At 69.5% G+C, this 20,424-nt stretch carries 19 protein-coding genes and 3 tRNA genes; 10 read left to right on the plus strand and 12 right to left on the minus strand.

Features of this window, described 5'->3' with window-relative positions:
• Window positions 1-212: 212 nt before the first annotated feature.
• Together bldC and EDD93_RS09190 are read right to left on the minus strand one after the other, a co-directional pair.
• Window positions 213-419 carry a developmental transcriptional regulator BldC gene (gene bldC, locus EDD93_RS09185; RefSeq protein ID WP_003949541.1) on the minus strand — a complete coding sequence of 69 codons (207 nt, stop codon included), beginning with the start codon at window positions 417-419 and terminating at the stop codon, window positions 213-215.
• 512 nt (window positions 420-931) lie between these two features.
• The gene (locus EDD93_RS09190; protein WP_123524685.1) at window positions 932-1,777 is read right to left on the minus strand and encodes a hypothetical protein; all 846 of its coding nucleotides are present in this window, start codon (window positions 1,775-1,777) and stop codon (window positions 932-934) included.
• A gap of 181 nt (window positions 1,778-1,958) precedes the next feature.
• Between EDD93_RS09190 and EDD93_RS09195 the strand changes: the two genes are divergently transcribed.
• Both EDD93_RS09195 and EDD93_RS09200 read left to right on the plus strand, forming a co-directional pair.
• Window positions 1,959-3,062, plus strand: a complete 1,104-nt coding sequence (locus tag EDD93_RS09195; RefSeq protein WP_123527668.1) for a Glu/Leu/Phe/Val dehydrogenase dimerization domain-containing protein — start codon at window positions 1,959-1,961, stop codon at window positions 3,060-3,062.
• A gap of 341 nt (window positions 3,063-3,403) precedes the next feature.
• On the plus strand, window positions 3,404-3,661 hold the full coding sequence (locus tag EDD93_RS09200; protein WP_123460581.1) for a DUF3073 domain-containing protein: 258 nt from the start codon (window positions 3,404-3,406) through the stop codon (window positions 3,659-3,661).
• A gap of 144 nt (window positions 3,662-3,805) precedes the next feature.
• Here the strand turns inward: EDD93_RS09200 and purM are convergent, their stop codons facing one another.
• From purM to purS, 9 genes are all read right to left on the minus strand, one after another.
• A complete protein-coding gene (purM, locus tag EDD93_RS09205) occupies window positions 3,806-4,879 on the minus strand; it encodes a phosphoribosylformylglycinamidine cyclo-ligase (RefSeq protein WP_123524686.1) in 1,074 nt (357 codons plus the stop codon).
• A gap of 60 nt (window positions 4,880-4,939) precedes the next feature.
• A complete protein-coding gene (purF, locus tag EDD93_RS09210; RefSeq protein ID WP_123524687.1) occupies window positions 4,940-6,466 on the minus strand; it encodes an amidophosphoribosyltransferase in 1,527 nt (508 codons plus the stop codon).
• A 696-nt stretch (window positions 6,467-7,162) separates the two neighbouring features.
• Entirely contained in the window at window positions 7,163-7,966 is an 804-nt protein-coding gene (locus EDD93_RS09215; protein WP_123524688.1) for a maleylpyruvate isomerase family mycothiol-dependent enzyme, read from the minus strand.
• 34 nt (window positions 7,967-8,000) lie between these two features.
• On the minus strand, window positions 8,001-8,651 hold the full coding sequence (locus tag EDD93_RS09220) for a TetR/AcrR family transcriptional regulator (RefSeq protein WP_123524689.1): 651 nt from the start codon (window positions 8,649-8,651) through the stop codon (window positions 8,001-8,003).
• Window positions 8,652-8,924: 273 nt separating this feature from the next.
• Window positions 8,925-9,890, minus strand: a complete 966-nt coding sequence (locus EDD93_RS09225; RefSeq protein ID WP_123524690.1) for a M23 family metallopeptidase — start codon at window positions 9,888-9,890, stop codon at window positions 8,925-8,927.
• Window positions 9,891-10,086: 196 nt separating this feature from the next.
• The gene (locus tag EDD93_RS09230; protein ID WP_123524691.1) at window positions 10,087-10,698 is read right to left on the minus strand and encodes a helix-turn-helix transcriptional regulator; all 612 of its coding nucleotides are present in this window, start codon (window positions 10,696-10,698) and stop codon (window positions 10,087-10,089) included.
• A 197-nt stretch (window positions 10,699-10,895) separates the two neighbouring features.
• Entirely contained in the window at window positions 10,896-13,145 is a 2,250-nt protein-coding gene (purL, locus tag EDD93_RS09235; RefSeq protein WP_123524692.1) for a phosphoribosylformylglycinamidine synthase subunit PurL, read from the minus strand.
• Entirely contained in the window at window positions 13,142-13,822 is a 681-nt protein-coding gene (purQ, locus tag EDD93_RS09240; protein WP_123524693.1) for a phosphoribosylformylglycinamidine synthase subunit PurQ, read from the minus strand. The genes purL and purQ overlap by 4 nt, the downstream gene beginning before the upstream one ends.
• Entirely contained in the window at window positions 13,819-14,085 is a 267-nt protein-coding gene (gene purS, locus EDD93_RS09245; protein WP_078617732.1) for a phosphoribosylformylglycinamidine synthase subunit PurS, read from the minus strand. The genes purQ and purS overlap by 4 nt, the downstream gene beginning before the upstream one ends.
• 426 nt (window positions 14,086-14,511) lie before the next feature.
• Between purS and EDD93_RS09250 the strand changes: the two genes are divergently transcribed.
• The 8 genes from EDD93_RS09250 (at window position 14,512) to EDD93_RS09285 (ending at window position 19,302) form a co-directional block, all read left to right on the plus strand.
• On the plus strand, window positions 14,512-14,847 hold the full coding sequence (locus tag EDD93_RS09250) for an Lsr2 family protein (protein WP_185092256.1): 336 nt from the start codon (window positions 14,512-14,514) through the stop codon (window positions 14,845-14,847).
• Window positions 14,848-15,012: 165 nt separating this feature from the next.
• Window positions 15,013-15,084, plus strand: a tRNA-Gly gene (locus EDD93_RS09255).
• 81 nt (window positions 15,085-15,165) lie between these two features.
• Window positions 15,166-15,238 (plus strand) — tRNA-Gly (locus EDD93_RS09260).
• Between the two features lie 253 nt (window positions 15,239-15,491).
• On the plus strand, window positions 15,492-16,484 hold the full coding sequence (locus EDD93_RS09265; protein ID WP_123524695.1) for an ABC transporter ATP-binding protein: 993 nt from the start codon (window positions 15,492-15,494) through the stop codon (window positions 16,482-16,484).
• Window positions 16,481-17,299 (plus strand): ABC transporter permease, encoded by an 819-nt coding sequence (locus tag EDD93_RS09270; protein WP_123524696.1) that lies wholly within the window; start codon window positions 16,481-16,483, stop codon window positions 17,297-17,299. The genes EDD93_RS09265 and EDD93_RS09270 overlap by 4 nt, the downstream gene beginning before the upstream one ends.
• Before the next feature lie 13 nt (window positions 17,300-17,312).
• Window positions 17,313-18,599 (plus strand): sensor histidine kinase, encoded by a 1,287-nt coding sequence (locus tag EDD93_RS09275; protein WP_260255675.1) that lies wholly within the window; start codon window positions 17,313-17,315, stop codon window positions 18,597-18,599.
• Window positions 18,596-19,207, plus strand: a complete 612-nt coding sequence (locus EDD93_RS09280; RefSeq protein WP_123524697.1) for a response regulator transcription factor — start codon at window positions 18,596-18,598, stop codon at window positions 19,205-19,207. The genes EDD93_RS09275 and EDD93_RS09280 overlap by 4 nt, the downstream gene beginning before the upstream one ends.
• A gap of 22 nt (window positions 19,208-19,229) precedes the next feature.
• Window positions 19,230-19,302 (plus strand) — tRNA-Gly (locus EDD93_RS09285).
• Window positions 19,303-19,362: 60 nt separating this feature from the next.
• Here EDD93_RS09285 and EDD93_RS09290 read toward each other — a convergent pair.
• Window positions 19,363-20,277: a phosphoribosylaminoimidazolesuccinocarboxamide synthase gene (locus EDD93_RS09290; protein ID WP_123524698.1), complete on the minus strand. Its 915-nt coding sequence runs from the start codon at window positions 20,275-20,277 to the stop codon at window positions 19,363-19,365.
• Window positions 20,278-20,424: the final 147 nt, after the last annotated feature.

Genomic DNA, 20,424 nt, shown 5'->3' on the forward strand with positions numbered 1-20,424 from the left:
ACTCGTGGACCGGTGCCCGGAACACGGCCGCCCCCGTAGGCACAAAAAAAGATCGCGCTGGACCCGGCGGAGTCCAGCGCGATCTGACGACGTGACCTGCTTGACACAGGTACGGCGCCCGTTGGGGCGGGCGCCCGTCATATGGAGCTATGGGTGGGCTATGCGGGTTGGGGGACCCAAAAGCCCAGTTGTGCTGCGGCGACAGGGGTTTTTCAGGCCTCGCTGCGCTGCTGCGGAATACCCGCAAGCAGTGCGCGGACCTCTGCCTCGCGGTACCGGCGATGTCCACCGAGCGTGCGGATGGACGTGAGCTTGCCTGCCTTGGCCCAACGGGTAACCGTCTTCGGGTCCACGCGGAACATCGTGGCAACCTCAGCCGGGGTCAGCAGCGGCTCGGCATCAGGGGTGCGAGCGGTCATGAGCGGCCTCCTCGGGAGAACCGAACCATCTCGGTTCTTTCCTCTAAATTCTGCACCTTGACCCACGTTGCCCGAAATGGCGGACGCGGGCCGAGTCGGTTATAGGACGAACGGCTTGTCCTCGGCACTACAACTACACCATCCGTCCAGCCACGTCGGCCAAACCGATGGAATTGCCCTCCCAGGTGTTCATCAGCGACGGAAGCCGATGGACCATGCCATAGCGGACAGTCACACCACCGTGACGATCAGTCACAGAGCGATCAGGAGTCGTCAGACCCCCCATAGAGCGCAATGCAGAGCACTTCGCCCATAATTGGACGAACAGAGTCCTCCCCGGACTCCTTGTCCTATTTTGGCACGAGGAGTAGGTAAGGGCGCAAGGGCCCCGTAAGTGCTATCCATCACGCTTGAGGCAAAGGCCCGGTTCGGGACGTAGGTCCTAAGACAACAGGAGTACGCTTCCGCCTCTTCACCCTCACGTGTCACACAGGACGCAGGTTCATCGAGTATCAGTTCGCGAACTGACGATCCCTTACGGACCTCCAGCGCTCCGAAAGACGGGCGTACGCCTCGCTCGCGCCCTCGGCGTCACCGGCGCGCAGCGCCGAGATGCTCTCGGCCACATCGGCGGCGCTCCGGTCCTCGGCCAGATCCTTCGCCGGCAGGGCGTGCACCAGCCCGCCGTAGTCCAGCTCGACCAGCGCTCGCGGATGGAACTCCTCCAGCCAGCGGCCGACATCCACCAGGCCCTCGGTGAGCGGTCCTTCGTCCATCGTCTCGCGCAGCGTCTTCAGTGCCCGCGCCAGCCGGCGCCGCGCCTGGACCATCGGCGTCCGGTACCGCAGGACGGCCGGCTCGCCGTCCTCGCCCGCCGCCCGGTGCTCGCGCTCCTCGTCCGAGACGAGGACGAACCAGCGCACCGGGACCTGCCACACCGCCGTCCTGATCCAGGGCCGGGCGTCCGGATTGCGCTCCGACCAGCGTTCGTGGTCGGCGACGGCCTGCCCGCGCACCACCGGCGGCAGCACCGCGTCGAGCACCGGCCCGGGGAACATGTCCGCCAGCCCGTCCAGCGCCAGCCAGCCGCGCAGCCGGGTCCGCCACGGGCAGACGCACACCACACCGTCCACCTCGGCGACGAACGCGTCGGCGCTCTCGTGGGCCGGCACGCCGGTCGGCGGGGTCGCCGCCAAGTCGGCCAGCGAGCGGCGCAGTTCGTCCTGGGCCGTGGGAAGCAGGTCGCGACCGGCATAGCGCGACCAGTGGGCGCGTTCGGCCTCCGGGAAGGCCGCCAGTGGCTCGTAGACCCGGAGGTAGGACGCGTAAGGGACGAGCACCGAAGACACCACCGACATGCAGTGATCGTGTCACGCCCGTACTCCGGTCGTGGGTGATCCGCGGCACTGGATCAGATCTCCGCCGGTGCGGGACCGACGGCCTTAAGCTCTTGCCACGGGCTGTCCGCACCGGACGGCCCGCGGCTCTCCCCACCTTCAGGAGGGCCTCTCCGCCGCTTCGTAATTGGGAGTCACCACCGTGACCGATGTGACCGGCGAGCCTGTCGACGCACTGCACACCCTGTTCCACTCGGATCAGGGTGGCCACGAACAAGTCGTGCTCTGTCAGGACCGTGCCAGCGGCCTCAAGGCCGTCATCGCCATCCACTCCACCGCCCTGGGCCCGGCCCTGGGCGGTACCCGTTTCTACCCGTACGCCTCCGAGCAGGCCGCCGTCGCGGACGCGCTGAACCTCGCACGCGGCATGTCGTACAAGAACGCCCTGGCCGGGCTCGACCACGGTGGCGGCAAGGCCGTCATCATCGGAGACCCGGAGGCCTTCGAGGGCGACCGCAGGACCGAACTGCTCCTGGCCTACGGCCGGTCCGTGGCCTCGCTCGGCGGCCGCTACGTGACGGCCTGCGACGTCGGCACGTACGTCGCCGACATGGACGTCGTGGCCCGCGAGTGCCGCTGGACCACCGGCCGCTCCCCCGAGAACGGCGGCGCCGGCGACTCATCGGTGCTCACCGCGTTCGGCGTCTTCCAGGGCATGCGGGCCTCGGCCCAGCACCTCTGGGGCGACCCGACGCTGCGTGGCCGGAAAGTGGGGGTCGCCGGAGTCGGCAAGGTCGGCCACCACCTGGTCGAGCACCTGCTGGCGGACGGGGCCCAGGTCACGATCACCGATGTGCGCGAGGAGTCCGTGCGCCGGATCACCGAGAAGCACCCCGGGGTCGCCGTCGCGGCGGACACCGAAACCCTGATCCGCACCGCGGGCCTGGACATCTACGCCCCGTGCGCCCTCGGCGGCGCACTGAACGACGACACCGTTCCGGTGCTCACCGCCTCGGTGGTGTGCGGCGCGGCCAACAACCAGCTCGCCCACCCGGGTGTGGAGAAGGACCTGGCCGACCGCGCGATCCTGTACGCACCCGACTACGTGGTGAACGCCGGCGGCGTCATCCAGGTCGCGGACGAGCTGCACGGCTTCGACTTCGAGCGGTGCCGGACCAAGGCGGCGAAGATCTTCGACACGACGCTGGCCATATTCGCACGTGCGAAGAGTGACGGCATTCCGCCGGCCGCCGCGGCCGACCGGATCGCCGAACAGCGGATGGCCGACGCCGCCGCCGGCCTCTGACCGTGGCCGGCCTCTGACCGTCGCCGAACGCGCAGGGGGCCCTACAGGGCGTCATCCCCCGCGCACGGCCTGCCGCACCCGCCGGTCGGGGAGACATGCCTCACCCCGGTCGGCGGGTCGCATGCCGAGAAGAGGTTAAAATCGCAGTTGACCAGCGAGGAGATGGCTTCTCGCGGGTCCTCTTCCGGGGCATGTGACGCGGGCGGCGTACCGTATGGCCGCGGAAGCAGGTACCGTTAAAGCTCTACAGGCACGGTCTCTCTGCCGAGAGTCCGTCCTGAAACATGAACGCGTGTCAAGACTCTGGGGCCGTCGAGCCCCGTCACCGAGGGGGTCGAGCCATGGGGCGCGGCCGGGCAAAGGCCAAGCAGACAAAGGTCGCCCGTCAGCTGAAGTACAGCAGCGGCGGGACTGACCTGTCGCGTCTGGCCAATGAGCTGGGCGCATCACCTTCGAGTCAACCACCGAACGCCGAGCCGTTCGAGGATGACGACGAGGAGGATGACCCGTACGCACAGTACGCGGATCAGTACAACGACGACGATGACGAGGACGAGGACGATCAGTCCGGTCCGTCGTCACAGCGCCGCGGCGCTTGACCTCGCGCTGACACATCAACCCGGTCCGGGCCTGCCCCGGACCGGGTTCTGTGCTGTCCCGATCCGGAGCGTGTGCCGTCCCTGGCCGCCGGGCGGGCCATATCGACCCGCCCGGCGTCCGGGACCGTGTGCCTTGTCCGCGCTTCAGCGCGCGTACCCGCCCACGAGCTCCGCGCCCGTCGTATGCGCGCCTCGGTCGGTGATCTCGCCGGCGATCCAGGAGTCGACGCCTCGGTCGGCCAGTGTCGTCAGGGCCGCGTCGGCCGACTCGGCCGGGACGATCGCGATCATGCCGACGCCCATGTTCAGCGTCTTCTCCAGCTCCAGCTGCTCGACCTGACCGGCCTTGCCGACGAGGTCGAAGACCGCGCCGGGCGTCCAGGTGGAGCGGTCCACCGTCGCGTGCAGCCCGTCCGGGATGACCCGGGCCAGGTTGTTGGCCAGGCCACCGCCGGTGACGTGGCTGAAGCCGTGCACCTCGGTCGTACGGGTCAGCGCCAGGCAGTCCAGGGAGTAGATCCTGGTGGGCTCCAGGAGCTCCTCGCCGAGCGTCCGGCCGAACTCCTCGACCTGGCGGTCCAGCGTCCAGCCGGCCCGGTCGAAGACGACGTGGCGGACGAGCGAGTACCCGTTGGAGTGAAGCCCGGACGACGCCATCGCGATGACGGCGTCACCCTTGCGGATGCGGTCGGGGCCCAGCAGTCTGTCGGCCTCCACCACGCCCGTACCGGCGCCGGCGACGTCGAAGTCGTCCGGGCCGAGCAGGCCGGGGTGCTCGGCGGTCTCGCCGCCGACCAGGGCGCAGCCCGCCAGCACACAGCCTTCGGCGATGCCCTTGACGATGGCCGCGACACGCTCGGGGTGCACCTTGCCGACGCAGATGTAGTCGGTCATGAAGAGCGGTTCGGCACCGCAGACGACCAGGTCGTCCACGACCATGCCGACGAGGTCGTGGCCGATCGTGTCGTACACGCCCATCTGGCGGGCGAGGTCGACCTTGGTGCCGACGCCGTCGGTGGCGGAGGCGAGCAGCGGACGCTCGTAGCGCTTGAGGGCCGAGGCGTCGAAGAGTCCGGCGAAGCCGCCGAGGCCGCCGAGGCCCGCGACCTCGGGGCGCTGGGTCTTCTTCACCCACTCCTTCATCAGCTCGACGGCACGGTCGCCGGCCTCGATGTCGACGCCCGCTGCCGCGTAGGAAGCACCTGTTGTCTCAGACATTGCCTGGGATCTTTCGTGTGGAGATACGGGGCTGGTGGGAGGGCCGGCGGACGGTCCTGGTCACGGACGGCGCAGCGCGTCGGCCGCGGCGGTCGCCGCAGGGCCTGCCGCCAGCTCGGTCTCCAGCAGCTGCTTGCCGAGCAGCTCCGGGTCGGGGAGCTCCATCGGGTACTCGCCGTCGAAGCAGGCGCGGCAGAGGTTCGGCTTGTCGATCGTCGTCGCCTCGATCATCGCGTCGATCGAGATGTACGAGAGCGAGTCGGCCCCCATCGACGTGGCGATCTCGTCGACGGACATGCCGTTGGCGATCAGCTCGGCGCGGGTCGCGAAGTCGATCCCGAAGAAGCAGGGCCACTTCACCGGGGGGGACGAGATCCTGATGTGGATCTCGGCGGCGCCCGCCTCGCGGAGCATCCGGACCAGCGCGCGCTGGGTGTTGCCGCGGACGATCGAGTCGTCGACGACCACCAGGCGCTTGCCCTTGATGACTTCCTTGAGCGGGTTCAGCTTGAGCCGGATACCCAGCTGCCGGATCGTCTGGGACGGCTGGATGAAGGTCCGGCCGACGTAGGCGTTCTTGACCAGTCCGACGCCGAACGGGATTCCGCTGGCCTCCGCGTAGCCGACGGCGGCAGGAGTGCCGGATTCCGGGGTCGCTATGACCAGATCCGCCTCGACCGGGGCCTCGGCGGCCAGCTTGCGGCCCATCTCCACGCGGGAGAGGTAGACGTTCCGCCCGGCGATATCGGTGTCGGGGCGGGCCAGGTACACGTACTCGAAGACACAGCCCTTGGGCTTCGCTTCCGCGAACCGGGAGGTGCGCAGGCCGTTCTCGTCGATGGCGATGAGCTCGCCCGGCTCGATCTCGCGGACGAAACTGGCACCGCAGATGTCGAGGGCGGCGGACTCGGAGGCCACCACCCAGCCACGCTCGAGGCGGCCGAGCACCAGCGGGCGGATGCCCTGCGGGTCACGGGCGGCGTAGAGGGTGTGCTCGTCCATGTAGACGAGGGAGAAGGCGCCCTTCACGTCGGGAAGCACCTTGGTGGCGGCTTCCTCGATCGTGAGCGGCTTGCCCTCGTCATCGGTCTGGCCGGCGAGCAGCGCGGTCACCAGATCGGTGTCGTTGGTCGCGGCGACCTGGGTGGCGCGGCCGTCCTTGCGCGGGAGGTCTGCGACCATCTCGGCGAGCTGGGCCGTGTTCACCAGGTTGCCGTTGTGACCCAGGGCGATCGAGCCGTGCGCGGTCGCACGGAACGTCGGCTGCGCGTTCTCCCACACCGAGGCACCGGTGGTGGAGTAGCGGGCATGACCGACCGCGATATGGCCCTGGAGCGATCCCAGGGAAGTTTCGTCGAAGACCTGCGAGACCAGTCCCATGTCCTTGAAGACCAGGATCTGGGACCCGTTGCTCACTGCGATGCCCGCGGACTCCTGTCCACGGTGCTGCAGGGCATACAGTCCGAAATAGGTGAGCTTGGCGACCTCTTCGCCCGGAGCCCAGACACCGAAGACGCCGCAAGCGTCCTGGGGGCCTTTCTCTCCGGGGAGCAGGTCGTGGTTGAGTCGTCCATCACCACGAGGCACGCCACCGAGTGTAGGCGAGATCGACCACTGGTCCGAATGGGGACACCTGGCCGCAGCCCGGGTCGGACGCCCCCGCAGCCGCCTCCGAATGCCGCAGGGCCGGTGACGCAGGGTGATGGGCGCGCGGGGCCGACGACGGGCGGCGAGGGCCGCAGGGCAGTAGTCGCCCGGATCACCGGCGGATTACCGACCGGTTCCGGCCGGCGGGCCGAGCCTCCGACAGACCGGATCGTGGCACTCCGTTAGCTGACCCCCAGCACCGTCCGGCGGGGTGGCCGAACGCTCGTTTCGTGGTGAGCCTCACATCGTCCGGCAGCCATGACGACCGGCACGACGACCGGTATGCGGTATCTGGGGGGGGAGCGGAAGGGGCGCTGGGCTGACGTGTGATGCGCGCGGGGCCGGGGCTCGCGGGTTCATGGGATCGAGGGTTCGAGGGTTCGCGACTTCGGGGCTTCGGGGCTTCGGGGCTTCGGGGCTTCGGGAGTGGTCCTGCGGTGGCGGCGGTACAGACCGGGCGGTCGGTCTCGAACCGGCCCTGAACAGTCTCGAACCAATCCCTGCCGACCCCGATTCGATGCCGGACGGTCTCGAACCGATGCGGTCGGCCCGGGTGAGCTGGTTCTCGGCCCCCAGCCCGTCCACCCCTCAGCGCATCCGCCCCTCAGCGCATCCGCGGCTCAGCTCATCTGCGGCTCAGCTCATCAAGGGAAGCAGTGCGGCGAGGTCGGCTCGCTCGCCGCTGGCGCTGACCTTCGCCGCGTCGAGTGCCTGCGCCCACTCCGCCCGCCCGGTGGCCAGCCGGAACCAGGTGACCGGGTCGGTCTCGACGACGTTGGGCGGCGTGCCCCGGGTGTGCTTCGGGCCCTGGACGCACTGGACGACGGCGAACGGCGGGACCCGCACCTCGACCGAACCGCCCGGCGCCTTCTCCGCCAGCGCGTCGGCGAGCAACCGGGTACAGGCGGCGAGGGCCTGGCGGTCGTACGGGATGTCGAGCCCGGCCGCCTCGTTGAGGTCGTACGTGTGGACGACCAGCTCCACGGCCCGGGTGACCAGGAAGTCGCCGAGCCGCATGACACCGACCCGGGTGGGCAGCAGGCGGTCCTGGGAGGCGCCGGCCACGACCGCCTCGAAGCGGTCGGCCACCTCCCCGTACAGCGCGCCCAGATCCTGGTGACCTGCGGCGGCCGACTCCGCCACGTCCTCCGCGATGCGTCCGGCCCGCCCGGCGGTGGAGAACGGCCACTCCAGCAGCGTGACCTCGGGCTTGGCGAGGGCCGGCTCGGGGAGCTCCAGGTTCTGACTGACGTGCGAGAGCGCCATGGTCAGGTGGACGGCCAGCTCTCGCACCGTCCAGGTACCGAGACCGCTCGGCCCTTCGAGCTGCCGGTCCGTCAGGGCAGCGACGGCTGCTCGGACATGGGCGAACTGCGCCAGGACCGCGGTGCGGGTCCTGACCGGGTCATAGCGGCGGACGCGCTTCTGGGACGGCGGCATGACCAGGAGCCTACGGCTTCGCCCCCGGAGCCTTTCAGTCGTCGCCCCGAGCCCGGGTCGCGTAGTCGCCCAGCCCCTTCTCGAGCAGGTCGAATCCGCGCCCGGCGATCGCCACGGCGTCCGCCGCGATCTCCTCGGCCGACTCCCCCGCCAACAGCCGGCGGTGGTTCTCGGTGATCAGCGCGTTGCGAGTGCCGATGAGCTGGGAGGCCACGATGCGCGCAATGGCCGACTCCTCACCCTCTTCGACCAGGACATCGGTCAGCTGATCGAAGGTGAGCACGAAGAAGGCATGGGCCCGGGTGAGCAGGGCGGGCGTCTGCTGGATGAGCTGAAGAATCCCGAGCGCCAGCGGCGAATCGCTCATACCCACCGAGGCGTCCCGGTCCTCGACGGCGGTCAGGAAGTGGCGGCGCACGGCGGCCACGGCGGACTCACCGGGCTGCCGGTCGCGCACCACCTGAGCGACGTCACCGATGTGTTCCTCCATCGGTGCGAAGACCAGGTCCTCTTTGCTGTCGAAGTAGTTGAAGACCGTCATCTTCGACACATCGGCCGCTTCAGCGATCTCCGCGACCGAGACCTGGTCGAAGCCACGCTCGGTGAAGAGCGTCATGGCCTCACTCAGCAGACGCCGTCGCGTCTGGATCTTCTTGCGCTCGCGCAGGCTCAGCCCCTCAGTCATGACATCACTGTACCAGGATGAAATTTAAGCCTGGATGAAAATTTGACTCAGTATACTTAGATCGGGAGAGTGGGTCGGCACCGTACTGAGCCGGGTGTACGCAGCCCGCGGACCGGGCGGGCCCTCCGGCTAGATCGGTCAGCTGACGGGAGCCGCCCACCAGCAGGCGCTGCACGCCTTCACCTCGTCGGTCAACGTGGTGTTCTGCTGCGCCACCGCCGTGATGACCGTCGCCGTTTTCCTGGCCACCCGGCTGCCCGGGGCCGTCCGGACTCAGGTGGCCTGAGCACCTCTCGGCTCCTCGGCCGGACTTCCGTGAACTGCTGCCCCGACCGTGAATATCTCGCCGTTGCCCGGCACTCCCGCCCCCCGCCAGGTAAATGGAATTCCCACCGCCACATCCAGGTCCGGATCGTCCATCAGCTGGAAATGCACATGCGGTTCGGTGGAATTCCCGGAGTTTCCGCACTCGGCGAGCTGCTGCCCGGCCCGGACCCTCTCCCCCGCCCGTACCCGGAGCGACCCGTGTCGCAGATGGGCGTACATGGCATAGGTGCCGTCGCCCAGGTCAAGCACGATGTGGTTTCCGACGACGGCGCCGGCACCGCGCATGTCCCGCACGGACGCCTCGATCAGCATCAAGTAGACGAGCGCCGGGAAGGAGTTGCGGCTGAGGTGGTCGCGGCTGTCGTGCGAGGCGTGCACGACCGTGCCGTCGGCCACCGCGAGGAGCGGCGCCCCGAAGGCCGGGAAGTGGTGGTTCCGCCGGGCTATCGGCCACACGGCGCGGAACTTCGGGCGGGAGGGCGGAGCCGGCTCGCCCTCGGGCACCGCAGGGGACTCGGGCGCCGCAAGGGACTCAGGCATCGCAAGGGACTCGGGTGCCGCGACAGGCTCGGGCCCCGTCGCGGGCCCCGTCCCGGGCTCCGCCACGATGTCGATCGCGTACGTCTGCCCGTAGGCGTGCACCCCGTGGCTGGGCACCTTGTCCGCAGGGCTGTTCAGGGCCTTCCAGCGCCCCGTCACCGGCGGCCCGACCTCCACCGCGGACGGCGGGTCCGCCATCGCGGCCCGGCCCCTGCGCCCCGTCGTCAGGCCGAGGGCGACCGCGGCGGCGGCAGGCACCCAGGTCAGCCAGTACGGGAACGGCGGCCGGGGAAAGAGGCTGATGACCACCATCACGAAGAAGGCGATCCAGCAGACCCGGTACAACACCATGACAGCTTTACGGACGGACATGACTTCCCCCTGGATTGCCTGTTTCGTCGTACGCGTTCATCGAATTGCTCTTGGCACGCGTTGCTCGAATTACTCGTCGCCCTCGGTCGCGTCGTCGCCCTTGGTCGCGTCGTCGCCCTCGGTCGCGTCGTCGCCCTCGGTCGCGTCGTCGCCCTTGGCCGTCGTCGCCCTTGGCGCTCGTCCTCGTGCGCGTCCCTCAGGGCCTGGCCGCCGTGAGGACCACCAGCAGCGGCACCACCCGTACGCCCGGGACCTCGTACCGTCCCCGGCCCGTCGTGTGCAGCCAGCCCGCGCCGGTCAGCTGACGCAGATGGTGGTAGATCTGCCCCGTCGTACCGGTCTCGTCGAGCGCGGCGAGCTCTGCGGCCGTGCGCCGACCACCGAGGATCTCCCGCAGCAACCGCAGCCGCACCGGATGCCCGAGCGCGGCGAACGACTCGGCGGCATCCGACCAGTCGGCACCCGAACCCCCGCCACCAGGCCTACCGGGCCCACCAAGACCGCCAGGTTCACCGGAATCACCCGGACCAGCCGGGCCACCCGCCTCGTCCGCCTTTCCGTCGGAGCCGGCTCCCAGCAGCTGCTCCGTGAGCGCGCCGTACTGCCACTCATACCGCTCGCCCGTCGGCAGCCGGACCGCACCGGTGTACATCACCCCGCCGTCGGCCGCACCGGCCTCGGAAAGCTGCTGCTTGAGCCCTTCAAGGGCCCAGAAGTCGGCCCCTGTCGGACGCGGCACATCTCTGTGGTCACCCATGAGCGCCTCAAGCCGACGCTCCAGTTCCGAGACCCGCTCCTCCAGCTCCATTCCTCAAAATTACGTAACTACGTAATCCCCGTCAAGCACGCACGGCAAACTCGCGGCACGGAGCGCAGAGCGCAGAACGCACAGCACGCGCACAACGCACGCAGAAGCCCCCGACCGGTCGGACCGGTCGGGGGCTTCTGCGTGCGTTCCGTGCTCTGAGTTCCGTGCTCTGAGTTCCGCGCTCCGCGCTCGCGAACCTACGCGAGCAACGCCGGGATGGTTCCCTCGTGCGCCGTGCGCAGCTCGCTCAGCGGAATGCTGAACTCGCCCTGGACCTCGATCTCCTCGCCGTCCACGACACCGATCCGGACCACGGGCAGACCCCGCGCCCCGCACATGTCGTTGAAGCGGAGCTCCTCGCTGCGCGGGATCGAGACGATCGCGCGTCCCGCGGACTCGGAGAACAGGAAGGTGAACGCGTCCAGGCCGTCCGGCACGACCAGCCGGGCACCCTTGCCGCCGCGCAGGCAGGACTCGGTGACCGCCTGGATCAGGCCGCCGTCGGACAGGTCGTGCGCCGCGTCGATCATGCCGTCGCGGGATGCCGAGATCAGGATCTCGCCGAGCAGCTTCTCGCGGCCCAGGTCGACCTTGGGCGGCATGCCGCCGAGGTGGTTGTGGATGACCTCGGACCAGGCCGAGCCGCCGAACTCCTCGTCCGTGTCGCCGAGCAGGTAGAGGAGCTGGCCCTCTTCCTTGAAGGCGACCGGCGTACGCCGGGTGACGTCGTCGATCACACCGAGCACGGCCACGACCGGCGTCGGGTGGATCGCCGTCTCGCCGGTCTGGTTGTACAGCGAGACGTTGCCGCCGGTGACCGGGGTGCCCAGCTCCAGGCAGCCGTCCGCCAGACCACGGGTGGCCTCGGCGAACTGCCACATGACGTCCGGGTCCTCGGGCGAACCGAAGTTCAGGCAGTCCGAGATGGCGAGCGGCTTGGCGCCGGAGGCGGCTACGTTGCGGTACGACTCCGCCAGCGCGAGCTGCGCGCCGGTGTACGGGTCGAGCTTGGCGTACCGGCCGTTGCCGTCGGTCGCCATGGCCACGCCGAGGTTGGACTCCTCGTCGATGCGGACCATTCCGGCGTCCTCGGGCATCGCGAGCACGGTGTTGCCCTGCACGAACCGGTCGTACTGGTCCGTGATCCAGGACTTCGAGGCCTGGTTCGGGGAGGAGACCAGCCGCAGGACCTGCTCGCGCAGCTCCGCGCCGTTGGCCGGACGGGCCAGCTTTCCGGCGTCGTCGGCCTGCAGCGCGTCCTGCCAGGACGGGCGGGCGAACGGGCGGTGGTAGGTCGGGCCCTCGTGGGCGACGGACCTCGGCGGCACGTCCACGATCTGCTCGCCGTGCCAGAAGATCTCCAGCTGGGAGCCCTCGGTCACCTCACCGATAACGGTGGCGATGACGTCCCACTTCTCGCAGATCTCCAGGAAGCGGTCCACGTGCTGCGGCTCGACGATCGCGCACATGCGCTCCTGCGACTCGCTCATGAGGATTTCCTCGGGCGAGAGGGAGGAGTCGCGCAGCGGCACGGTGTCCAGCTCGACGCGCATGCCGCCCGAACCGGCCGAGGCCAGCTCGGAGGTGGCACAGGAGAGCCCGGCGCCGCCGAGGTCCTGGATGCCCGCGACGAGCTTCTCCTTGAAGATCTCCAGGGTGCACTCGATGAGGAGCTTCTCCTGGAACGGGTCGCCGACCTGGACGGCCGGGCGCTTGGCCGGACCGGTCGAGTCGAAGGTCTCCGAGGCCAGCACCGAGACGCCGCCGATGCCGTCGCCGCCGGTGCGGGCGCCGTACAGGATGACCTTGTTGCCGGGCCCGGAGGCCTGGGCGAGGTGGATGTCCTCGTGCTTCATCACGCCGATGCAGCCGGCGTTGACGAGCGGGTTGCCCTGGTAGCAGGCGTCGAAGACGACCTCGCCGCCGATGTTCGGCAGGCCCAGGCAGTTGCCGTAGCCGCCGATGCCCGCGACGACGCCCGGCAGGACGCGCCGGGTGTCGGGGTGGTCGGCCGCGCCGAAGCGCAGCGGGTCGACGACCGCGACCGGGCGGGCGCCCATGGCGAGGATGTCGCGGACGATGCCGCCGACGCCGGTGGCCGCGCCCTGGTAGGGCTCGATGTACGAGGGGTGGTTGTGCGACTCGACCTTGAAGGTGACCGCGTAACCCTGACCGACGTCGACCACACCGGCGTTCTCGCCGATGCCGACGAGCATCGCTTCGTTCTCGGGGACCTTCTCGCCGAACTGCTTGAGGTGGACCTTGCTGCTCTTGTAGGAGCAGTGCTCGGACCACATCACGGAGTACATGGCGAGCTCGGCGCCGGTGGGACGGCGGCCCAGGATCTCGCGGATCCGGGCGTACTCGTCCTCCTTGAGGCCGAGGTCCTTCCAGGGCTGCTCGGTGTCCGGGGTTTCGGCCGCGTGCTTGACCGTGTCCAGGCTCATGCGTTGACCAGCTTCTTGATGATCGAGGTGAAGAAACCGAGACCGTCGGTGCCACCGGTGCCGATCAGCGGCTCGACGGCGTGCTCCGGGTGCGGCATCAGGCCGACGACGTTGCCCGCGGCGTTGGTGATGCCGGCGATGTCACGCAGCGAGCCGTTGGGGTTGACGTCCACGTAGCGGAACGCGACACGGCCCTCGGCCTCCAGCTCGTCGAGCGTGTGCTCGTCGGCGGTGTAGCGGCCGTCCATGTTCTTGAGCGGTACGGAGATCTCCTGGCCCTCGGAATAGTCCGAGGTCCATGCGGTACCGGCGTTCTCGACGCGCAGCTTCTGGTCGCGGCAGATGAAGTGCAGGTGGTTGTTGCGCAGCATCGCGCCGGGCAGCAGATGCGCCTCGGTCAGGATCTGGAAGCCGTTGCAGATGCCGAGAACCGGCATGCCCGCCTTCGCCTGCTCGATCACCGTCTCCATGACCGGCGAGAACCGGGAGATGGCTCCGGCCCGCAGATAGTCGCCGTAGGAGAAACCGCCCGCCAGGATGACCGCGTCGACCTGGTGCAGGTCCTTGTCGCGGTGCCACAGCGATACGGGCTCGGCGCCGGCGACCCGTACGGCCCGAAGGCTGTCCTGGTCGTCGAGGGTGCCCGGAAAAGTGACGACTCCGATACGAGCAGTCACTTCGACTCCTCGGCCTTCTCCACCTTCACGGTGAAGTCCTCGATCACGGTGTTGGCGAGGAACGTCTCGGCCATCTCGTGAATACGGGTGAGGGCGGCCTCGTCGACCGGTCCCTCGACCTCCAGCTCGAAACGCTTTCCCTGACGTACGTCCGCGATTCCCTCGAAGCCGAGACGGGGCAGCGCACGCTGCACAGCCTGTCCCTGCGGGTCGAGGATCTCGGGCTTGAGCATGACGTCGACTACGACGCGTGCCACTGGCACTCCCGGTGTGGTGGTGTGGTGCGGCTGTTTCTCCGGGGGGTTCCCCAGGACCCCCGCGGGTCCACTCAGCGTACCTGTCCAGAAATTCTACGCGGGTAGATATCGGACGGCAGAGATCACATCGGGATTTCGACCGCGCCGGCGAAGGCGGCGGGGACACAACTGCGGATCTACTGCGGATGCCACATGGGATGCAAAAATCCCTGCGCAAAAATCCCCACCAGCCGCACAGATAGCGGGCTGACACGCGCAGGTAATTGGGTGGGCTTCACAATGCGGTGCCCATCGCTGTACAAATGATTACCGGGGAAAGCGGCATTGCCCCGGAACGGCCGACAACAGTCGGCCCTCATCCGCGCTCACAGCCGGAAGGCCGGCATCCGCGCATGTCAGGCGCGCCGATGCCGCAGGAAAGGACCGATATCCGTGGCTCAGCGCGTAGTGGTCACACTCTCCGACGACATCGACGGGGGAGCGGCAGCGGAAACGGTCACCTTCGCGCTGGACGGGAAGTCGTACGAGATCGACCTCAATCCGTCCAATGCAAAGAAACTGCGCAAGGCCCTGGCTCCGTACATGGCGGCCGGCCGTAAGCAGACAAATGCCGGCAAGCACGGCAAGGTTCCCGTCTCGTACCGGCACACCTCGCTCGCACCCGACCCGGCGGCCGTACGCGCCTGGGCCCGGTCGCACCGGATGGAGGTGCCGGCCCGCGGCCGGATTCCCAAGAAGGTCTACGAGGCGTTCCAGGAAGCCAGTTGAGCGGAAGCTCCGGGCGGCCGGTGCCGGACGGGGGCCTCACACCGTCCGGCACCGGCCTCTTCGACGACACCTCGCGGGAGCCGACTTGCGCGACACCCCCGCAGGTCGGCTAGAGTCTGGAGCACGCCGAAGGGCAAGGCCGAAAAGCCGGACCTCAAGCAGCGTGCGGGTGTAGTTCAGTAGTAGAACATCCCCCTTCCAGGGGGAAGGCGCAGTGTGCAATTCCTGTCACCCGCTCTGCATCACTCTTCCTCAACCACTCCGGTGGATCGGGTAGAGTAGTGCTCGCTCCACCGGTGAAAGCCGAGTGGTTGCAATGCGGACGTAGCTCAGTTGGTAGAGCGCAACCTTGCCAAGGTTGAGGTCGCCAGTTCGAACCTGGTCGTCCGCTCGTCAAGCAAGAAGCCCCCGGCCTTTCGGCCGGGGGCTTCTTCGTGTGCCGTGAGACTCCCTCGTATTCGATCTCGGTCATATCCGCCTCCCCGCACGGCGTTCGCTCCCCTCACGGCGTTCGCTCCCCTCATGACGTCCGGTACCTCACGGCGTTCGCTCCCCCATGACGTCCGGTACCCCATGACGTTTGTCATGTACTGCGATGACAGCTCGCACTGCTCCCGGCACCGTCCGGGAGGAAGTCTTGACTCATGACCTTCGACGAAAATCCCCATGAGTGCGTGATCGAGGCGGCCGATGTCCGACGCAGTTATGCGGGCGGCTTCGAGGCCGTGGCCGGCGTCTCCTTCTCCGTGGCACGCGGCGAGCTGTTCGCCCTGCTCGGCACGAACGGCGCCGGCAAGACCTCCACCGTCGAACTGCTGGAAGGCCTGGCCCGTCCCGACAGCGGCACGGTGCGCGTGCTCGGCCACGACCCCTTCGCGGAACGCGCCGCCGTCCGCCCGAGGATCGGAGTGATGCTCCAGGAGGGCGGCTTCCCCTCCGACCTGACGACCACCGAGACCGTACGGATGTGGGCCGGCTGCACCAGCGGGGCCCGGCCCACCGGCGAGGCCCTGGACCTGGTGGGGCTCGGCCACCGGGCGCGCGTCCGCGTCAAGCAGCTCTCCGGCGGTGAGCGGCGACGGCTGGACCTCGCGCTCGCCCTGCTCGGCCGGCCCGAGGTGCTCTTCCTCGACGAACCGACCACCGGGCTCGACGCCGAGGGCCGGCGCGACACCTGGACGCTGGTGCGCCGCCTCCAGGAGGGCGGCATCACCGTGCTGCTCACCACGCACTACCTGGAGGAGGCCGAGGCGCTCGCCGACCGGCTGGCGATCATGCACCGGGGACGGGTCGTGACCTCGGGCACCACCGCGGAGGTGACGGCCGAGCGCCCGTCCCGGATCCGGTTCGAGCTCCCCGCCGGAACGGCGCCCGGACAGTTGCCGCTGAACCTGCGCGCGGCGGCCGACGGACCCCGGATCGAGATCCGTACCCACCGCCTCCAGGACTCGCTTGCGGAACTGCTGCGCTGGGCAACGGAGTCCGGCATCCAGCTGATCGGGCTCGACGCCCGGTCCGCCTCGCTCGAGGAGGCCTTCCTCGACATCGCGAGGTCGGCGGCGGAGAACGAGCCCACGACCCGCTACGGAACCAGGAACGCAACCGAGTCCGAGACCGAAGAGGTGGCTGCGGCATGACGACCGCGACAACGCGTGCGAACACCACGACGACCGGATCCCCGACCGCCACCACCACGGCCCGGGGGCGGCTGACAGCCCTCGGCCGGGCCGAACTGACGCTGCTCCTGCGCAACCGGACGGCCGTCTTCGTCGCCCTGTTGATGCCCGCCGCCATGGTCATGGCCATGAAATCGACGTTCGAACAGATCGATCTCGGCGGGACCGGACTGACCGTTGCCGGAGCGGCGCTCACCGGCGGCATCGGAACGGTCCTCATCCAGGCCGTCTACATGAACATGGTCGCCGCCTATGTGGCGCGGCGCGAGGAACTGGTGCTGAAGCGGCTGCGCACCGGCGAGGTCACCGACGGGGAGATCCTGACCGGAACCGCGCTGCCCGCGGGCGCACTGGCCCTGACACAGACCGCGTTGATCATCGTGGCCGGTACCGTCTTCCTCGGACTCGGCGCACCCGAACGCCCCGAGCTGCTCCTGCTGGGGCTGGTGATGGGCCTGGTGCTGCTGACGGCACTGGCGGCGGCCACCGCGGTGATCACCCGTACCGTCCAGACCGCCCAGCTGACGACCCTCCCGCTGTTCTTCGCCTCCATGGCGGGCTCCGGGCTCTTCGTGCCCCTGGAGGTGCTTCCGGACCGGCTCGCGTCGGTGTGCGAGCTCCTGCCGCTGACCGGCGTGATGACGCTCGTACGGGCCGGCTGGCTGGGCACCACCGAGGGCACGGACCTGCTGGGCGCCGCGCTGACCGGGTTGGTCTGGACCGTGGTCGCGGTGTTTGCTGTCAGGCGATGGTTCCGCTGGGATCCGCGACGCTGAGGGGTGTGGTGGCGTGCTGACGCGCGTACGTGGCTGGCGCCGCGGCTGGCAGGAACGCAGCAAGCTGGAGCGGATCGACCTGTACACCCGGCTGACCATGTCGGTGATCCCCTGGATCTTCACCCTGTCGTGGCAGCTGACCCCGTTCGCCTCGGGCATCCGCCACGCGCCGCTCCCGCTGGCGCTGGGACTGGCGCTGCTCCTGGTCTGCGTGGCCCAGTGCGTGCTCAGCAACCGCAATGTGCGGCCTTCGTACGCCGTCTACAACGGCACGGCCGAGTTCCCCCGGCGGCGGTTGATCGCACCGGCGGCCCTGCTGCTGGTCGGACAGGGCCTGCTGGCGGCGCTGGCCGCCGTGGACGGGGTCGACCCCCCGGGGCTGCTGATGATGGCGATGAACGTACCGCTGGCGCTGGTGATGACGCAGGTGCTGCTGGTCCCGGTCCGTACGTTCCTCTTCCAGTCGCTCGGCCTCGTCGCACTGACCGTCGGCGCCCTCGCGGCGGCCGGGGTGCGCGGCGGCCTGCTGGCCGGTGTGGTGCCGGCCACGCTCTTCGGCTGTCTGCTGGTGCTGATCTCCATCCGGCCCAGCGCCTGGAGCCTGAGCGTGATGTGGCAGGCGGAGGAGGCCCGCGACGTGCAGGCCAGGCTCGCGGTCGCCGAGGAGCGGCTGCGGTTCGGGCGGGACATGCACGACGTGCTGGGCCGCAACCTCGCCGTGATCGCGCTCAAGAGCGAACTGGCGATGGAACTGGCCCAGCGCGGCAGGCCCGAGGCGGTGGACCAGATGGTCGAGGTGCAGCGGATCGCCCGCAGCTCCCAGCAGGAGGTGCGCGATGTCGTACGCGGTTACCGGGAGGCCGATCTGACCACGGAACTGGCCGGGGCGAAGGGCGTGCTGCGGGCGGCCGGCATCGAATGCGCGGTGGTGGGCGACAGCGGGGCCGAACTCCCCGCGCCCGTCCAGGCCGCCCTCGGCTGGGTGGTGCGTGAGGCGGCCACCAACGTGCTGCGGCACGGCGACCCCCGGCGCTGCACGATCCGGCTCACCGCGTCGGCGCACGAGGTGGTGCTGGACGTGGAGAACGACGGCGCGCAGACGGCCACCGCCACCGGGGACAGCGGTTCCGACGGGACCTGTTCCGGCGCGAGCGGATCCGGGCTGCCCGGACTGCGCGAACGGCTCGTCCAGCTCGACGGCTCACTGGACGCGGGACCGGCCGGCGACGGGCTCTTCCGGCTGACGGCGAGAATCCCGCGTACGGAATCCCGTACCGCCCTTCTGAAGGAGCGACGATGACCGCGGTACGGGTGCTGCTCGCCGACGACGAGCACCTGATCCGGGGCGCGCTCGCCGCGCTGCTCGCCCTGGAGGACGACCTGGTGGTGGTCGCGGAGGCGGCGACCGGGCCCGAGGCGCTGGCCATGGCCCGTGCGCACCGCCCCGACGTGGCGGTCCTGGACCTGGAGATGCCGGGCGCGGACGGTGTGAGCGTCGCCACATCGTTGCGGTCCGAACTTCCGGGCTGCCGCACCATGATCGTGACCAGTCACGGCCGGCCGGGGCACCTGAAACGGGCCCTCGCGGCGGGCGTGCGGGCGTTCGTCCCGAAGACCGTGAGCGCCCGCCAGCTGGCCGGGATCATCCGCACCGTGCACGCGGGCAACCGTTACGTGGACCCGGAGTTGGCGGCCGACGCGATCGCGGCCGGGGACTCGCCGCTGACCGTGCGCGAGGCCGAGGTGCTGGAACTGGCGGCGGACGGGGCGCCGGTCGCGGAGATCGCGGAGCGGGCCTCGCTGTCGCAGGGAACGGTACGGAACTACCTCTCGTCGGCCGCCTCGAAGCTCGGGGCCGAGAACCGTCACGCCGCGGTGCGTCTCGCACGGGAGCGGGGTTGGGTATAGTGGTCTTCGCGCTCAGGCGCTTGCGGACGTAGCTCAGTTGGTAGAGCGCAACCTTGCCAAGGTTGAGGTCGCCAGTTCGAACCTGGTCGTCCGCTCGGTTCAGCAAGAAGCCCCCGGCCTTTCGGCCGGGGGCTTCTTCGTGTGCCCCGGTGCGGCTACTTCCAGGACGTGCCGGTGAGGAGTTCGTACGCCTCCAGGTACTTGGCCCGGGTCGCGTCCACGATCTCCTGCGGCAGCGCCGGCGGCGGCTGCTCGCTCCTGCGGTCCCAGCCGGACGCCGGGGACGTCAGCCAGTCGCGCACGAACTGCTTGTCGTACGAGGGCTGGGCGTGACCCGGCTCCCAGGTGGCGGCCGGCCAGAAGCGCGAGGAGTCCGGGGTCAGCACCTCGTCCGCGATGATCAGTTCCTCGCCGCCGTCGGCGGTGGGGGCGAAGCCGAACTCGAACTTCGTGTCCGCCAGGATGATGCCGCGCTCGCGCGCGATGTCACGGGCCCGGCCGTACACGTCCAGCGTCGTGCGGCGCAGCTGCGCCGCCGTCTCGGTGCCGACCTGGCGGGCCACTTCCTCGTAACTCACGTTCTCGTCGTGGTCGCCGACGGCCGCCTTGGTGGCCGGCGTGAAGATCGGCCCCGGCAGCTCGGAGCCGTCGGTCAGGCCCTCGGGGAGACCGATGCCGCAGACGGTGCGCGAGGCGTTGTACTCGACCAGGCCGGAGCCGGTCAGATAGCCGCGCGCGACGCACTCGACCGGCACCATCCGCAGCGACCTGCAGATCGTGGTGCGGCCGGCCCAGTCGGCGGGGGCGCCGGCGGGCAGCTCGGTGGACAGCACGTGGTTCGGTACGAGATCGGCGAGCTGGTCGAACCACCACAGCGAGAGCTGCGTCAGCACGCGGCCCTTGTCCGGGATCTCGGTGGGCAGCACCCAGTCGTACGCGGACATCCGGTCGCTGGCGACCATGACGAGGTCACCGGCCTCGTTCCGGTACAGGTCGCGCACCTTGCCCGTGTGCAGGTGGGTGAGCCCCGGAACCTGCACGGGCTCGGGCTTTTCTACAAATCCGGACACGCTGCCTCCGCGTAGGTTGATCCAGGAGTCGTTCCGATTGTCCCGTATCCGGGTACGGACGGCCGCGCAGGGGTGCGGAAGGGGCGCGGGGGCGCTGAGGGGCGGCCAGGGGGCTTGCCCCGGGTCTTGGGCGCGCTTGGCCCCGGG

The sequence above is a fragment of the Streptomyces sp. 840.1 genome (genome assembly GCF_003751445.1).
In the GTDB taxonomy this organism is placed as follows: Bacteria; Actinomycetota; Actinomycetes; order Streptomycetales; family Streptomycetaceae; genus Streptomyces.

Bases quoted from the DNA above. Each gene is read 5' to 3' on its own strand.
- EDD93_RS09280 (WP_123524697.1), top strand. From the start codon at position 18,596: ATGACCGCGGTACGGGTGCTGCTCGCCGACGACGAGCACCTGATCCGG.
- bldC (WP_003949541.1), bottom strand. From the start codon at position 419: ATGACCGCTCGCACCCCTGATGCCGAGCCGCTGCTGACCCCGGCTGAG.
- EDD93_RS09270 (WP_123524696.1), top strand. From the start codon at position 16,481: ATGACGACCGCGACAACGCGTGCGAACACCACGACGACCGGATCCCCG.
- purL (WP_123524692.1), bottom strand. From the start codon at position 13,145: ATGAGCCTGGACACGGTCAAGCACGCGGCCGAAACCCCGGACACCGAG.
- EDD93_RS09190 (WP_123524685.1), bottom strand. From the start codon at position 1,777: ATGTCGGTGGTGTCTTCGGTGCTCGTCCCTTACGCGTCCTACCTCCGG.
- purM (WP_123524686.1), bottom strand. From the start codon at position 4,879: ATGTCTGAGACAACAGGTGCTTCCTACGCGGCAGCGGGCGTCGACATC.
- EDD93_RS09215 (WP_123524688.1), bottom strand. From the start codon at position 7,966: ATGCCGCCGTCCCAGAAGCGCGTCCGCCGCTATGACCCGGTCAGGACC.
- EDD93_RS09230 (WP_123524691.1), bottom strand. From the start codon at position 10,698: ATGGAGCTGGAGGAGCGGGTCTCGGAACTGGAGCGTCGGCTTGAGGCG.
- EDD93_RS09200 (WP_123460581.1), top strand. From the start codon at position 3,404: ATGGGGCGCGGCCGGGCAAAGGCCAAGCAGACAAAGGTCGCCCGTCAG.
- EDD93_RS09265 (WP_123524695.1), top strand. From the start codon at position 15,492: ATGACCTTCGACGAAAATCCCCATGAGTGCGTGATCGAGGCGGCCGAT.
- EDD93_RS09225 (WP_123524690.1), bottom strand. From the start codon at position 9,890: ATGTCCGTCCGTAAAGCTGTCATGGTGTTGTACCGGGTCTGCTGGATC.
- EDD93_RS09220 (WP_123524689.1), bottom strand. From the start codon at position 8,651: ATGACTGAGGGGCTGAGCCTGCGCGAGCGCAAGAAGATCCAGACGCGA.